General features: G+C 74.5%; 10 protein-coding genes. 2 read left to right on the forward strand and 8 right to left on the reverse strand.

Annotated features, from left to right (window positions below; translation table 11 throughout):
• Positions 1-27 precede the first annotated feature (27 nt).
• From AMK31_RS05880 to AMK31_RS05890, 3 genes are all read right to left on the reverse strand, one after another.
• Positions 28-1,665 (reverse strand): FAD-dependent oxidoreductase, encoded by a 1,638-nt coding sequence (locus AMK31_RS05880; protein ID WP_073939299.1) that lies wholly within the window; start codon positions 1,663-1,665, stop codon positions 28-30.
• Positions 1,666-1,722: 57 nt separating this feature from the next.
• Complete coding sequence (locus AMK31_RS05885; protein ID WP_073939300.1) at positions 1,723-3,261, reverse strand: FAD-binding oxidoreductase; 1,539 nt, start codon at positions 3,259-3,261, stop codon at positions 1,723-1,725.
• 203 nt (positions 3,262-3,464) lie between these two features.
• A complete protein-coding gene (locus tag AMK31_RS05890; RefSeq protein ID WP_073939301.1) occupies positions 3,465-4,382 on the reverse strand; it encodes an ROK family protein in 918 nt (305 codons plus the stop codon).
• A gap of 241 nt (positions 4,383-4,623) precedes the next feature.
• Between AMK31_RS05890 and AMK31_RS05895 the strand changes: the two genes are divergently transcribed.
• On the forward strand, positions 4,624-5,445 hold the full coding sequence (locus tag AMK31_RS05895; protein ID WP_073939302.1) for a lantibiotic dehydratase C-terminal domain-containing protein: 822 nt from the start codon (positions 4,624-4,626) through the stop codon (positions 5,443-5,445).
• A gap of 88 nt (positions 5,446-5,533) precedes the next feature.
• Positions 5,534-6,580, forward strand: a complete 1,047-nt coding sequence (locus AMK31_RS05900; protein WP_073939303.1) for a 3-dehydroquinate synthase family protein — start codon at positions 5,534-5,536, stop codon at positions 6,578-6,580.
• A gap of 85 nt (positions 6,581-6,665) precedes the next feature.
• Here the strand turns inward: AMK31_RS05900 and AMK31_RS05905 are convergent, their stop codons facing one another.
• The 5 genes from AMK31_RS05905 to mhpA all read right to left on the reverse strand — a co-directional run bounded on the left by AMK31_RS05905 (position 6,666) and on the right by mhpA (position 13,118).
• A complete protein-coding gene (locus AMK31_RS05905) occupies positions 6,666-7,061 on the reverse strand; it encodes an Mpo1-like protein (protein ID WP_073939304.1) in 396 nt (131 codons plus the stop codon).
• Complete coding sequence (locus tag AMK31_RS05910) at positions 7,058-8,818, reverse strand: DUF6875 domain-containing protein (RefSeq protein WP_073939305.1); 1,761 nt, start codon at positions 8,816-8,818, stop codon at positions 7,058-7,060. The genes AMK31_RS05905 and AMK31_RS05910 overlap by 4 nt, the downstream gene beginning before the upstream one ends.
• The gene (locus AMK31_RS05915; protein WP_073939306.1) at positions 8,815-10,179 is read right to left on the reverse strand and encodes a cytochrome P450; all 1,365 of its coding nucleotides are present in this window, start codon (positions 10,177-10,179) and stop codon (positions 8,815-8,817) included. The genes AMK31_RS05910 and AMK31_RS05915 overlap by 4 nt, the downstream gene beginning before the upstream one ends.
• Positions 10,176-11,291 carry a UbiA family prenyltransferase gene (locus AMK31_RS05920; RefSeq protein WP_143204209.1) on the reverse strand — a complete coding sequence of 372 codons (1,116 nt, stop codon included), beginning with the start codon at positions 11,289-11,291 and terminating at the stop codon, positions 10,176-10,178. Before AMK31_RS05920 ends, AMK31_RS05915 begins: the two co-directional genes overlap by 4 nt.
• Positions 11,292-11,504: 213 nt before the next feature.
• Positions 11,505-13,118 carry a bifunctional 3-(3-hydroxy-phenyl)propionate/3-hydroxycinnamic acid hydroxylase MhpA gene (mhpA, locus tag AMK31_RS05925; RefSeq protein WP_073939308.1) on the reverse strand — a complete coding sequence of 538 codons (1,614 nt, stop codon included), beginning with the start codon at positions 13,116-13,118 and terminating at the stop codon, positions 11,505-11,507.
• Between the last annotated feature and the right edge of the window lies 1 nt (position 13,119).

Genomic DNA, 13,119 nt, shown 5'->3' on the forward strand with positions numbered 1-13,119 from the left:
CCGGAGGCCGCCCGCGTCGGGCGGCTGTCAGCCCGCATCGCCCGGAGCCTCGGTGGGCACCACGCGGAGCAGGGTCGGGTCGTCGGCGTCCGGGGTGGCGGTGAAGCCGGCCGCGCCGATGGCCTCGGCGTAGCGGTCCAGTTCGCCGGCCGCGATCAGGTCGCCGTCCAGGCAGGCGACGAGGATCGGCTCGCCGCCCTCGACGGCGAAGCCGGTCTGCCGGTCACTGAACTCGCGGCAGCCCGCCTCGCGCAGTGCGGCGCGGATCCGCTCGGCGTCCCGGTCGTACGTCGTCCACAGCGGGCGCCCGTGGCCGCCGTACCCGAACTCGGGCTCGGCGCCCTCGGGGGCGTGCCGGGCGGCGCGGACCGCCTCGGCGATCACCGACGGCGCCCACAGGGCCATCGGCGGCTCCAGCAGGTGCTGCACGGCGAGGACCAGCTTGCGGACCTCGCCGGAGACCTGCGCGGCCAGCTGCACCTGGGTGGAGTAGCGGCCGAACAGCTCGGCGGCGGAGGGCCGTTGACCGGCCGTCTCCGGGTAGTCGAAGTCGCCGCCGATCGCGGCCTGCCACGGCACGAACAGCACTCCCGCGGCGGCCTGGTAGAACGCCTTGGACAGGTCGGCCGTGACGCCCTCGTGCTCGTCGAGCAGCCGGCCGAGGGCCAGCGCCTCCTGGGCGGCGCAGGTCATGCCCTGCCCGTAGAGGGGGTTGAAGCTGCAGATGGAGTCGCCGAGCGCGAGGTAACCGCTCGGGACCGACTCCAGCTGCTCGAAGTGCCGGCGGCGGTTGGCCGGGTACTGGAAGGCGACCGGTTCGGTCAGCGGCTCCGCCTGGGCGATCAGCTTGGCGATGATCGGGTCGGGCAGGCTCTCCGCGTGCCGGCGGAAGCCCTCCTCGTCGGCGCTCGGGTAGTCCTTGTGCCAGCCGCCGACCGACACCAGCCAGCGGTCGCCCTCGACCAGCAGGGCGGCACCGATGCGCTTCTCGGCGGGCGGGGTGGGCTGCACGAACGCCGCCTGCACCGGCAGGTCGCCGGGCACGGCCCGGTAGAGCCGGCTGACGTAACCGACGTTGACCTTGACCTCCTCGACCTCGGGGGTGGGGAAGCCGAGCGCCGACAGCCAGCGGTCGGAGCGGCTGCCCCGGCCGGTGGAGTCCACGACCAGGTCGGCGGCGAGCCGCTCGTCACCGTCCAGCAGGACCTCGGTGACCCGGCCGTCGGTGCCGCCGAGCCCGGACACCGAGGTGTTCGGACGGACCGTCACGTTGGGCAGGGCCTCGACGCGCTGCCGGAGCGTGTACTCCAGCAGCGGCCGGGTCATCGAGACGAAGGGCTGACCGCTGTGCACCGGGTTCCAGGCGGCGCCCAGCCGGTACAGGTGCAGGTCCTCACCCGAGTCGAAGATCACCGCGCCGCGCTCGGTCAGCTCGTCCATCAGGCCGGGGAACAGCTCCCCCAGCGCCCGCTGGCCGGCGACGAGCAGCACGTGCGAGTGCTGGCCCTGGGGTACGCCGCGCCGCGGGTCGCCCGACTGCGGCAGCTCGTCCCGGTCGACGACCACGACCTGCTCGAACGCGTCGGACAACACCTTGGCCGCGGACAGGCCCGCGATGCCGGCGCCGATCACCACCGCGGTGCCGCGGCCGGTCGACTTGCTCATGATGGTTTTCCCCTCGGTTCCGTCGGATCGGTACGTCACTGGGTACGTCGAGTCAGGTCACTGGGCGGTGCTGCCGATGCTGCGCGGGTGCTGGAAGAAGTTGTCCGGGTCGTAGCGGCGCTTGACCTGCAGCAGGCGCAGGTAGTTGTCGCCGTAGTACTGGGTGGCCCAGTCCGGGAGCCGGGAGCCGGGGAAGTTGACGTAGGCGCCGGTGCCCAGCGGGTCCAGCAGGTCGGAGCCCTTCTGCACGAAGGCCTCCGCCGCCGCCTCCGCGTCGGACGCGGTCGGCTGGTCGAGCTGGGTGGTGAAGCCCACGATGAAGTTGGCGGTGCGGTGCGGGAACGCCGTCGCCGTCGGGGAGATGCGGTTGGCGTTGCCGCCGACCGACATGCAGTGCAGGAAGCGGCGCTGGCCGGCCACGCGGTCGCCGTCCCAGGCGGTGATGATGCGGTTCAGGTCGCTCGCGGAGAACGGCCGGTCGAAGAACCGGTACGCCTCGCGAAGCCAGCCGGTGCGGTGCAGCAGGGCGTCCGGGCCGGTGCCCTCGCGGTGGCACTGGTCCTGGGTGAGGTCGCCGCAGCCGTAGGCGGTCTTCATCGCCTCGTGGTACGGCAGGTCGCTGTGGAAGCGGCTGGTGGGCTGGGCGCCGACCAGGGAGGTCAGCTGGTCCAGGGCGGCGACGGCCTCGGACTCGGGGCCGTGGTACCCGCCGGTGACGATGATCTCCGGGACCGCGCCGGGGGCGGCGTCGGGCAGCATGAAGATCAGGGCGGAGCCCAGGTTCACGGAGCTGTTCAGCTGCCAGGTCTGCCAGGCGGCGAACACCTCCTCGGCCTTGTCCCATGACCAGGTGGTGTTGAAGAAGACCATGGTCGGCGCGGCGATCGGGGCGACCTCGAACTCGGTGACGATGCCGAAGTTGCCGCCGCCACCGCCGCGCAGGCCCCAGAACAGGTCCGAGTACTGCGAGGACGAGGCGCGGATCAGACGGCCGTCGGCGGTGACCAGCTGGACCGAGCGGACCCGGTCGCTGCCCATGCCGAACTTGCGGGTCTGGTAGCCGATGCCGCCGCCGGAGAGGAAGCCGCCGGGGCAGACGGTCGGGCAGGTGCCGGCGATGACCTGCTTGCCGTGCGGGGCCAGGGCGTGCAGGGCGTCGATGGACTGCAGGCCCGGGCCGATCCGGACGGTGCTGCTGCCGACGGTGGCGTGGCGCAGCCGGGAGGTGTCCACGACCAGGCCCTCTCCGGTGGACCAGCCCCGGTAGTTGTGGCCGCCGCTGCGGGCGCGCACGGATATGCCGTTGGCACGGGCGAAGTTGACACAGGCCTGGACGTCGGCGGGGGTCTCGCAGTAGGCGACGGCCGTCGGGGTGACGGCGTCGAACTCCGCGAACTGGTTCTGCTTGGCGAGGTCGTAGCCGCTGTCCGAGGGGAGGACGAGGTCGCCCTGCAGCTTGCCGGCGAGGCCGCTGAAGTCGGCGGCGCTCGCGGGGGAGGCCTGCGCCAGGGTGACGCCGCCGGCGACGGCGGCGGATGCCGTGAGCGCCAGCCCTGCTCCTGCTCCGGCCCGGAGAATCGTTCGTCTGGTGTGCACGGCACTCCTAAGGAAGTTCGTTGGGACGCAAGGGATTTCGGAAGGCGGGCCAGGTGGGCGATCACATCCTTGGCCTGAGCAGTGACCACTATCCGGGCCCCGGCCCACTGCCCGGGAATCCCGCACCCACTGGCTGTCAGGGGGGCGGGAAAGCCGCAGGACAGGAGCCTGAAATCCCTGTCTGCAGAGGGAGTTGAGGGTCGTCAGTCGACGAGTGCGGGCACCGGCAGGGTCCGCGCCAGGTGCAGGGCGCCGTACAGGGAGGACAGGCCGCCGAGCCGGGCGGGACGGTGCGGCGGGACCGGGTGGCCGGGGCGGGCCAGGGCGCGGGCGTGGCGTTCGACGAGCGGGGTCACGTCGGGGAACGCGTCGGCGAAGCCGCCGCCCACCACGACCGCCGCCGGGTGGAGGAGTTCGGCGGTGCCGACGACGGCGGTGGCGAGGACCGCGCACGCCTCGTCGACCGCCACCACCGCCCAGGACTCCCGGCGCCGCCAGGCCTCCCGCAGCTCGGCCGGGTCGACGGGCCCGTCCCGCAGCTCGGCCGCGCGGCGCAGGATCGCCGGACCGGAGGCACGGGACTGGACGCAGCCGACGCGCCCGCAGTCGCAGCGTCTGCCGCAGCGGTCGACGACCAGGTGCCCGATCTCGAAGGAGCCCCGCGCGGTGCCGGGGAACAGCGCGCCGCCGAGCACCGCGCCACCGCCGACACCGGTGCCGATGCCCAGGTAGAGCAGGTCGTCGTGGCCCGCGGCGCGTGCCTCGGCGAGCGCGGCGAGGTCGCCGTCGTCGGCGCAGGCCACGGCCGTGCCGGGCAGCATCCGGCGCAGCTCGGCGGCGAGGTCGAGGCCGGCCCAGGCGGGGCGGTTGGGCCAGGCGGTGACCCGGCCCGCGGTGTCGAGGGTGGCGGGCATGGCCACGCCCGCGGCGCGCAGGGGGCCGGGCCAGTGGCGCCGTACCTGCGCGAGGGTGCGGTCGAGCGCGGCCATGTCGTCGGCCACGTCGCCGTCGGCCGACCAGCGGAAGGTGGTCCGGTACGGGTCGGCGCCCGTGCCCTCCACCCGGACGGCGACCTTGGTGCCGCCGACGTCGATGCCGAGAAAACCCGTGATGCCACTCATGGCGGCGAGTGTCCGGATCGCGACCCACCGGCCGGTAACCGCGCGTCCACCGCCCGTCCAGCGCGGACCCCCGGCACCCGTGCTCTCGGGGTACCACCGCCCTGCCCTCCCCCTAACTCATCCCTATTTCCCGGCGCGGGCGGACCGGCTGGGGCCGCGGCCGGGTTAGGGCCCTCGGCGCACCTTAATCTCGGCCGGAATCCACCCCTTTCGACCCGACTCGCGCGAGGTGATTTCCGCGATGAACCGTCAATGGCTCTTCGTCCGGCTGCCCAACCCGATGCGAAGCCGTCCCGAGGAGCACACCGCCCGGGTGCTCGCCACGATGACCGCCGACCTGGTCGGCCATCTGCGCGCCGAGGACCCGGAGGCGCTGTGGCAGTTCCGCCGCCCCGGCCCCGCGGCCGGGCCCGACCTCGGGCTGTGGTTCCACTCGACGGAGCCGGTGCTGAAGGAGCTGGAGCGCCGGCTGCGCGCCCAGACCTCCGAGCACAACTGGCCGATGATCACCGGCGCGCACCTCGCGGAGACGGACAGGTACCGCACGCCCAGGACGCTGCGGCTCGCCGACCGGCTGGCCACCGTGTCCAGCACGTTCGCGCTGGAGCTGCTGCGCGACGGCCCGCTGGACGAGGAGCAGCGGCGGTGCCTGGCGGCGGCGCATCTGTGGCGGCTGAGCGGGCTGACCGCCGAGAGCGAGCGGGCCGCGTTCCTCTTCCACTTCTGGCAGTTCGGCACCGACGTGCTGGCCCCGGCGGAGCGGGCGGAGCTGGCGGATGAGGCGGACGCCTGGGCGCTGGCCCCGGTGTGCCGGCGGCTGCCGGGCGACGCCGGGCTGTGGGACGGATACGTCACCGCGGTGCGCGAGCTGGTCGCGGCCGGCCGGGAGGACGGGGTGCCGGTGAACTTCCTGCTCTACGACCACGTCCTGCTGACCCATGACCGGCTCGGTGTCGCGGCCCGCACCGGCGCCCGCGCGGCACGCGCGGTGCGCACGGCGCTGGCGGCGGGGACGCCGGTCCCGGCGACGCTGGCCGGGGCGACGGCGCTGCAGTCCGCATGACCCTCCGAAGAACCGTTTCCTCACAGCCGTACCACCCCCTCCCCCACGACCTGCGCACGAACCGACCCACGACCGAAAGGATTCCTAGATGACTGTTGTCACGACCGCGGACACCCGCTCCGCACGCCGGATCGACGTCGCACTGGGCGAGCGCTCCTACCCCGTGCACATCGGTCCGGGCGTACGCCACCTGCTGGCCGGGGTCGTCGCCGGACTCGGCGCCCGCAAGGTGGCCGTGGTCTCCGCCCGGCCGCGCGACATGCTGCCGGACCCCGGCGTACCCGCGCTGCATCTGCAGGCGCGGGACGGCGAGGAGGACAAACGGCTCGCCACCGTCGACCGGATGTGCCGGGCGTTCGCCGAGTACGGGCTGACCCGTGCGGACGCGGTGGTCTCCGTCGGCGGCGGCACCACCACCGACTCGGTGGGGCTGGCGGCGTCGCTGTACCACCGCGGGCTGCCCGTGATCCATCTGCCGACGACGCTGCTGGCCCAGGTGGACGCCAGCGTCGGCGGCAAGACGGCGGTGAACCTGCCGCAGGGCAAGAACCTCGTCGGCCAGTACTGGCAGCCGACGGCGGTGCTCTGCGACACCGACTTCCTGGACACCCTCCCGGAGCGCGAGTGGCGCAACGGGTACGGGGAGATCGCCCGCGCGCACTTCATCGGCACCGGTGATCTGCGCGGGCGCCCGCTCGTCGAGCAGATCGCGGCGAGCGTGGCGTGCAAGGCGAAGATCGTCGCCGCGGACGAGCGGGACGACTCGATCCGGCACATCCTCAACTACGGGCACACCCTCGGGCACGCGCTGGAGCGGGCCACCGACTTCGCGCTGCGGCACGGCGAGGCGGTGGCGATCGGCACCGTGTTCGCGGGCCGGCTGGCCGGGGCGCTGGGGCGGATCGACGAGGCGAAGGTCGCCGAGCACCTGGAGGTGGTGCGGTCGTACGGGCTTCCGTACCGGTTGCCGGCCGGTCCGGCGGACGCCGAGCTGCTGGAGCTGATGCGGCTGGACAAGAAGGCGATGACCGGCCTCGCCTTCGTGCTGTCCGGCCCCGACGGGCCCGAACTGGTCGGCGGGATACCGGAGTCGGTGATCCTGGACGTGCTGGCGGGGATGCCCAGGGAGGAGTGAGGACGCAGCAGCGGAACAGGACGAGGCACAGGGCCGCCCCGGTCGTTCGGCACGACAGGGGCGGCCCCGCGTCGCGGCCCGCTGGTCAGGCGGACGCCTTGCGGGGCGCCGCGGCCGGTGCGGGTACCGCGGACAGGGCGGCGCCGGCGGTTTCCCGTTCGGCGGTGAGGCGGGCCACGAGTTCCTTCAGCTCCCCGTTCCGGCCGGTCGCCATCATCCAGATCATCTTCAGGTCGCCGGAGAACGCGGCCCCCGGGTCCGTCACCCCGACTGGCAGGTTGCGTTCGAAGACCAGATGACCGGTCCAGGCGAACGAGAAGAACAGGCCCGGTACGGCCCACAGGTCCCGGGCGCGGCGGCGCCGGGCGGCGACCGCCGCGGCGCCCAGGGCCGCGGCCATCCCGGCGACGTGCATCCAGCGGCTGGCCTCGCTGGTGTGGCCCAGCATGTACGCCTCGAAGCGTTCGTCGAAGTCCCTCACCTTGCCCCACTTCCCTCGGACATGGCCTGCTCGGCCTCCTCGTACACCTGTCGGAACAGCGGATCGACGGCGGCACCGCGTGCGTAGCGGTCGCCGAAGCGGCGTCGGTACTCCGCGAACAGCGCGGGGTCCCGGTGCAGGAAGAGCACGTCGTGCAGGGCCATCCGGCGCATCGCCAGCAGCGGCAGCGGGGAGCGGGAGACCCTGAAGCGCGGGTTGCGGGCGGCCGGTTCCGGGCAGTCCGGGTGGAACTGGCCCAGCATCAGGCCCCGGCGGGCGAGGGCCGGCTTCAGCTCGGCCTGCGTCTCGTCCAGCAGCCGCCACAGCGGGCGCGGCAGGTCGGGCAGGACCGCCACGGCGGTGTGCAGGGTGCGGTTGGAGTGCGCCCAGTCGGCTGTGTCCAGTTCGTCGGCGAGGCCGTCGACGAGGGCGTGCAGTTCCTCGCGTGCCCGGTCGGGCGTGATGCCGCGCACGGTCCGGGTGCGCACCGTGCCGGCCCGCAGCGCGGGCTCCACGAAGGGGCAGACCGCGCCGGGGCGGCCGAGCTCGGGGTGCGGGCGGGTGAGGTAGCCGCCCATCCAGTGCAGGACGACGTCCAGGGCGCGGTCGGTGTCCGTGCCGTGCGCGTCCGGTGCCTGACGGGCCGGGCGAGCCGGGTGTGCCGGGCGAGCCGGGTGTGCCTCCACCACCGCGGACCCGCCCGGCAGCCGGGTCACCGCCGTGACGGTGAAGCCGGCCCGGTGCAGCAGCGCCTCGGTCTCCGCCCGGCCGCGCTCCCGGCCGCCGTCGAACAGCGTCATCATGTACAGGTCCATCAGCGCGCCCCACTCGGCGCGTTCCGGGTCGTCGGCGGGGTCGGCCATGTGGTCGACCAGGGCCAGCCGGGCACCGGGCGGCATCGCCGCGCGGCAGGACCGCAGCAAACGTACGCAGGAGTCGTCGTCCCAGTCGTGCAGGATGTGCCGCAGGACGTAGAGGTCGCCGCCGGTGGGGAGCGTGCCGAAGAAGTCGCCCTCGACCGCGTCGCAGCGCTCCCCCAGACCGGCGGTGGCGAACCGGGCGCGGGCGGCGGGCAGTGCGGCCGCCCGGTCGACCAGGACGCCGCGCAGCCCGGGGCGGGCGGCGAGCAGCCCGGCGAGCAGGGCGCCGTCGCCGCCACCCACGTCGACCACGACGCCGGTGCCGGTGAGGTCGAGGGCGTCGAGCACTCCGCGCAGTTCGAGGGCGAGGCCGGTCTCCTGGGAGCGGTCGAAGACGCCGCGCAGCCAGGGGTCCGCGTCGAGGTGGGCGAAGAAGTCGACGCCGTGTTCGGCGGCGTACGCGGGGCGGCCCTCCCGCACCACCCGGGGCAGTCGCTGCCAGGCGGGGCCGGTGGCCGAGAGCGCGAGCAGCGCGGTGGGCAGCGCGGAGCCGGGCGCGTCGGAGCGGAGGGTGGCGCCGAGCGGGGTGAGCCGGTAGCGCACCGGCGGGGTGGTCCCGGCGGTCTCGAGCACCCCGAACGCGGCCAGCGCGCGCAGCAGCCGGGTCAGCAGGGCCGGGTCGGCGCCGGTGCGTTCGGCGACGGCGGGGGCGTCGAGCGGGCCCTCGTCGGCCAGCAGGTCGGCGAGTCGCAGCTCGGCCATCGCGCACACCGCGCGGGAGCGCAGATGGCCGTAGATCATGCGTCGCATGCGCAGCGCCTCGCGGGCCTGTTCGGCGTCGGGCAGCGGTACGGCGGCGGGTAACGCCCCCGCGTCGGTCCGCGCGGGGGCGCTCACGGCCGCACCGCCGGGGTGCGGCCGACCCTGGCCGGCAGGCCGTCCTTGGGGAACAGGGCGGGGATGCCGGCCGGCTGCGGGTCGGTGACGAGGAGTTCCAGCGAGGCGCGCTGGACCACGCGGGACAGCACGGTGGGCACGACCAGGGCGGCGAGTCCGCTGCCGATGCAGCGCCGGGTGCCGTACCCGTAGGGGAAGTACTCGAAGGGGGTGGGTGCCCGGTGTCCCGGCTGGTCGCGGTCCCAGCGCTCGGGGCGGAAGGCGTCCGGGTCGGGCCACAGCTCCGGCTGCCGGTGGGTGATGTACTGCGAGACGGCGACCAGGCTGCCCGCGGGCACGGTGTGGCCGTCGTGGGTGAAGGAGCGCAGGGCGCGGCGCGGGCTCATGGTCACCGGCGGGTGCAGCCGCATCGACTCGTGCACGACCCGGTTGAGGTGGTGCAGGCGGCGCGCGTCCCCGGGGGTCGCGGGGGCGTCGCCGAGGACGCGGGCGGTCTCCTCGCGGGCGGCCTCCCACACGGCGGGATCGGACACCAGGTGGTAGACGGCCCAGCCGACGCCGGAGCTGACCGGGTCGTAGCCCGCGATCAGCGCGCTCACGACCATGTCGCGGATCTCCTGGTCGGTCATGGCCGAGCCGTCGTCGGCGCGGGCGCGCAGCATCACGCCGATCAGGTCGTCGCCCTCGGGGGTGCCGGCGTCCGCGTCCCGGCGGCGGCGCGCGATCTCCGCGTACACCAGGGCTTCCACGCCCGCGACACCGTCCAGCGCGCGGCGCCGGGCGCGGCCGGGCAGCCGCCAGGCGACCAGCTGGCGGGGCAGCGGGTAGTCCATCAGCTCGTGGACGCGGTCCAGGTGGGACGTCAGTTCGCGGCTGCGGCGGGCGAGTTCGGGGCCGCAGAAGGCGCGGATCATCGCGGCCCGGACGGCTTCGCGCAGCTCCTGGTAGACGTCGACGCGGCGGCCCGGCGTCCAGGCCCGGACGGTGGTGTCGACCTCGTCGACGATCAGCCGGGTGGCGCGTTCGACGGCGGCGCGCCCGAACGCGGGGCGGGCGGCCCGCCGGACCCGGTCGTGGGCTGCCCCGTCGGTCGTGACGAGGGCGGTGTCACCGGCGATGGGGAGCAGCATGTCGTAGGCGCCGGTGAACACGAAGGTGTCGGGGTCGCCGAGGATGCGGGCGTTCGCGGTCGGGCCGAACAGGAAGACCGTACGGGCGGGTCCGAAGCCGAAGGCGCACACGTCGCCGTAGGTCCGGGCGAGGTGGGTGAGCCCGTGCGGCAGGGAACGCTGGAACTCCCGCAGGGCGCGGGCGTAGGCGGCGGGGGTGCGCGGTCCGGGGATGCGGCTGCGGCGGGTCATGCCGCGGTCTCCTTCCTGGCGGGGGCCGGGGCCGGACCGTCGGCCGGCCGGTTCCGTACGTCCTGGGAGCGGCGGGAGTCGAGGGCGACGCGGTCGCTGCCGAGCAGCACGGCCGCGCCCAGGGCGACGGCCACGGCGGTCGCCCAGCCGGGCTCGGTGAGCACGAGGAGCGTGGCGAGGAACGCGGTGGACAGCAGCATGTCCCGCTTGAGGACCTGGTTGGCGGCGGCCGCGTCCGGCGCCTTGGCCATGGCCCGGCACTGCAGGTAGGCGAGGACCGCCCAGGGCAGCGCCAGCAGGGTGAGCGCGGGCAGGGCGCCGCCGAGCACCAGCAGCGGCAGGCTGAGGTAGCCGACGAGGGTCATCGCGGTGGCGGCGCGGGCGGCGGAGGCGCGGTCGGGGAAGACGGTGGCGGAGGTGCGCAGGCCGGCCGCGCGGTCGCCGTCGTGGTCGGGGAGGTTCTTGACCATGCCCTTGGCGACGAACCACACGATCAGGAAGCCGATGAGGGCCCAGCCCTCCGCGTCGGGGGCGCGCACGCCGTGCGGTCCGGCGAAGTAGCCGAGGACGAACGGCCGGAAGACGGCGAGGCTGAAGGCGAACAGCCCGGCCACGGGGCGCGCCTTGAGCCGCAGCGGCGGATAGGAGTACTGGTGGGCGCCGATCAGGGAGATCACCGCCGCGGCGATGTAGTCCCAGCCGTACAGGGGCGCGCAGGCCAGCACGGCCACGCTGAGGAGGTGTCCGGCGGCGACCACGCGGCGGTCGCCGGCGCGCAGCAGCAGCCAGACCCGGCCGGGCAGGTTGCGGCTGTCCTCCTCCAGGTCGGTGTGGGCGTTGTAGAGGTTGGCGATCAGCCCGTAGACGAGGGTGAGGAAGAGGCCGAGGACGTACCGCCAGTCGAAGGCGGGACCGGCCACGGTCCAGCCGAGGGAGAAGGCCAGCAGGCCGGGGACGCAGGTGCGCGGGCGGCCCAGCATCAGCAGGATCCGCACGGTCTCGGCGAATCCCGCGGTGCCCCGGCTGCCCTGTGCGGCGCGGACCCGTTCGTCCGGGGTGAGCGCGGTGAACTCGGCCATGCCGAGGGGTCGTTGCGTGGAGTACGTCGTCACACGAGTCCCTTTCGTCGGTGCGAGGGGGCGGTGCGGCGGGCGGGCGGAGCCGGGGGTGCACCCGGAGGCTGGCCGCAAACCTTCGACGACCGGTCGACGCCCGCTCGGGCACCGGTGGAACACGCAGGTCACCACGTGGGAGCGGTGGGAAAGCCGGAAGCCCGCGCAGAGGGTGCTCTGCGCGGGCTTCCGCCTCGGGTGCCTCCTCCCGGGTCAGACGGCGGCGACCGCCGCGGGGGCCGAGAACGCGCTGTGCGCCTCCCGGATCAGGGCTCGTACGTCGTCGGCGCCGGTGGCGGCGCCGTAGACGTAGTAGTCGGGGCGTATCAGTACGGCGGTCGCGCCGGCGCCGGTGAGGAACGGCAGGTAGACGTCGTCGGCGTCGACCACCTCGCCGGGCCCGGCCTGCGCCGGGTCGGTGCCGGCGGGCAGCACGCGGACGGTGTGCGCGCCCAGCCGGTCCAGCGCCCGCCGTTCGCCGTCGCCGAGCAGGGCGGCCGGGTCGTCGGCGGTGAGCAGGACGAAGCCGAGGCCGACGACCTCGTCGAACAGGGCGCTGTGCGCGCCCCGGGCGACCGTCGCCTGCGGGGAGAGGGAACCGGCCGGCCTGGCGGGCCTGCCGTTCGCCGCGCGGCGCAGGAAGCCCTTGGCGAGCGGCTGGAGCGGGGAGCGCTGCTGGGACTCGCCGCGGGCGGCGGCGCGTTCGGCGGCGGCCTTCATCACCAGGTCGCGGTCGGCGGCGGCCTTGGGGTCGGTCTGGCAGATGATCCGGCCGAGGTTGACCGACATGGTGATGGCCCACTTCACATGGGTGCGGCGCTCCTCCTCGTAGTCGTCGAGCACCTGCGGCCCGGCGGCGCCCGCGAGCAGCGCGTCCAGCCGCCAGGCCAGCGCGCCCGCGTCGCGGAAGCCGGAGGACATGCCCTGCCCGGCGAACGGCGGCATCAGGTGGGCGGCGTCACCCGCCAGCACCAGCCGGCCGCCGTGCCAGCGGTCCGCGTAGCCGGCCTTGAAGGTGTAGACGTGGTGGCGGCGCAGGGTGGAGTTCTCGGGGGTGGCGTCGAACAGCTTCAGCAGCTCCCAGGACGCCTCCGGGGTGTTCAGCCCCTCGATGGTCTCCCCCGCTACCCGCATGAACTCGTAGCGGCGGTTGCCGGGTCCCGCCGACACCGAGGTGCGGGGCCGGGCCGGGTCGCAGATCTGCAGGTTGTTCGGCTCGAAGACCCGGGCGTCGTGGTGGACGACGTCGCAGACCAGCCAGTCGTGGGAGAAGCCGAGGTCGGTCAGCTCGCTGCCGAGGGCGCGGCGGACGAAGCTGTTGGCGCCGTCGCAGCCGACCACCCAGGACGCGGTGAACCGCCGCTGTCCGCCGTCCCGGTCGACCGCGGTGACCTCGACGGTGTCGCCGTGCTCGGTGAGGGCGGTCACCTCGTGGCCGCGGTGGACGGTGATGTTGTCGAGCCCGGCGCCGCGCGCCTCCATCTCGGCCTCGAGCGCGGGCTGGTACATCGAGGTGGACTCCGGCCAGCCGGCCAGCTTCCGTTCCGAGCCGTCGATGTGCAGCAGCACCTGGCCGTCGGCGTTCTGCCACAGGTACTCGCCGGAGGGCTCGCCGATCCGGCCGACGAGCCCGCCGATGCCGGCTGCGGACAGGGTGCGGGCGCCCTCGCCGTCGAAGGCGACGGCGCGGGGCATCGGGTAGGCCTGGGGCCAGCGTTCCACGACGGTGACGGTGCGGCCCCGGTCGGCGAGCAGCAGCGAGAGGAGCTGGCCGACGGGCCCGTAGCCGACGATCAGGACGTCGGAGTGGGCGGGCGGGTACGTCATC

The sequence above is a fragment of the Streptomyces sp. TSRI0107 genome, from assembly GCF_001905845.1.
Taxonomy (GTDB): Bacteria; Actinomycetota; Actinomycetes; order Streptomycetales; family Streptomycetaceae; genus Streptomyces.

What these genes read in the sequence shown, in the direction of transcription:
- AMK31_RS05880 (WP_073939299.1), bottom strand. Translation starts at nt 1,665, where the DNA reads ATGAGCAAGTCGACCGGCCGCGGCACCGCGGTGGTGATCGGCGCCGGC.
- mhpA (WP_073939308.1), bottom strand. Translation starts at nt 13,118, where the DNA reads ATGACGTACCCGCCCGCCCACTCCGACGTCCTGATCGTCGGCTACGGG.
- AMK31_RS05900 (WP_073939303.1), top strand. Translation starts at nt 5,534, where the DNA reads ATGACTGTTGTCACGACCGCGGACACCCGCTCCGCACGCCGGATCGAC.
- AMK31_RS05895 (WP_073939302.1), top strand. Translation starts at nt 4,624, where the DNA reads ATGAACCGTCAATGGCTCTTCGTCCGGCTGCCCAACCCGATGCGAAGC.
- AMK31_RS05915 (WP_073939306.1), bottom strand. Translation starts at nt 10,179, where the DNA reads ATGACCCGCCGCAGCCGCATCCCCGGACCGCGCACCCCCGCCGCCTAC.
- AMK31_RS05890 (WP_073939301.1), bottom strand. Translation starts at nt 4,382, where the DNA reads ATGAGTGGCATCACGGGTTTTCTCGGCATCGACGTCGGCGGCACCAAG.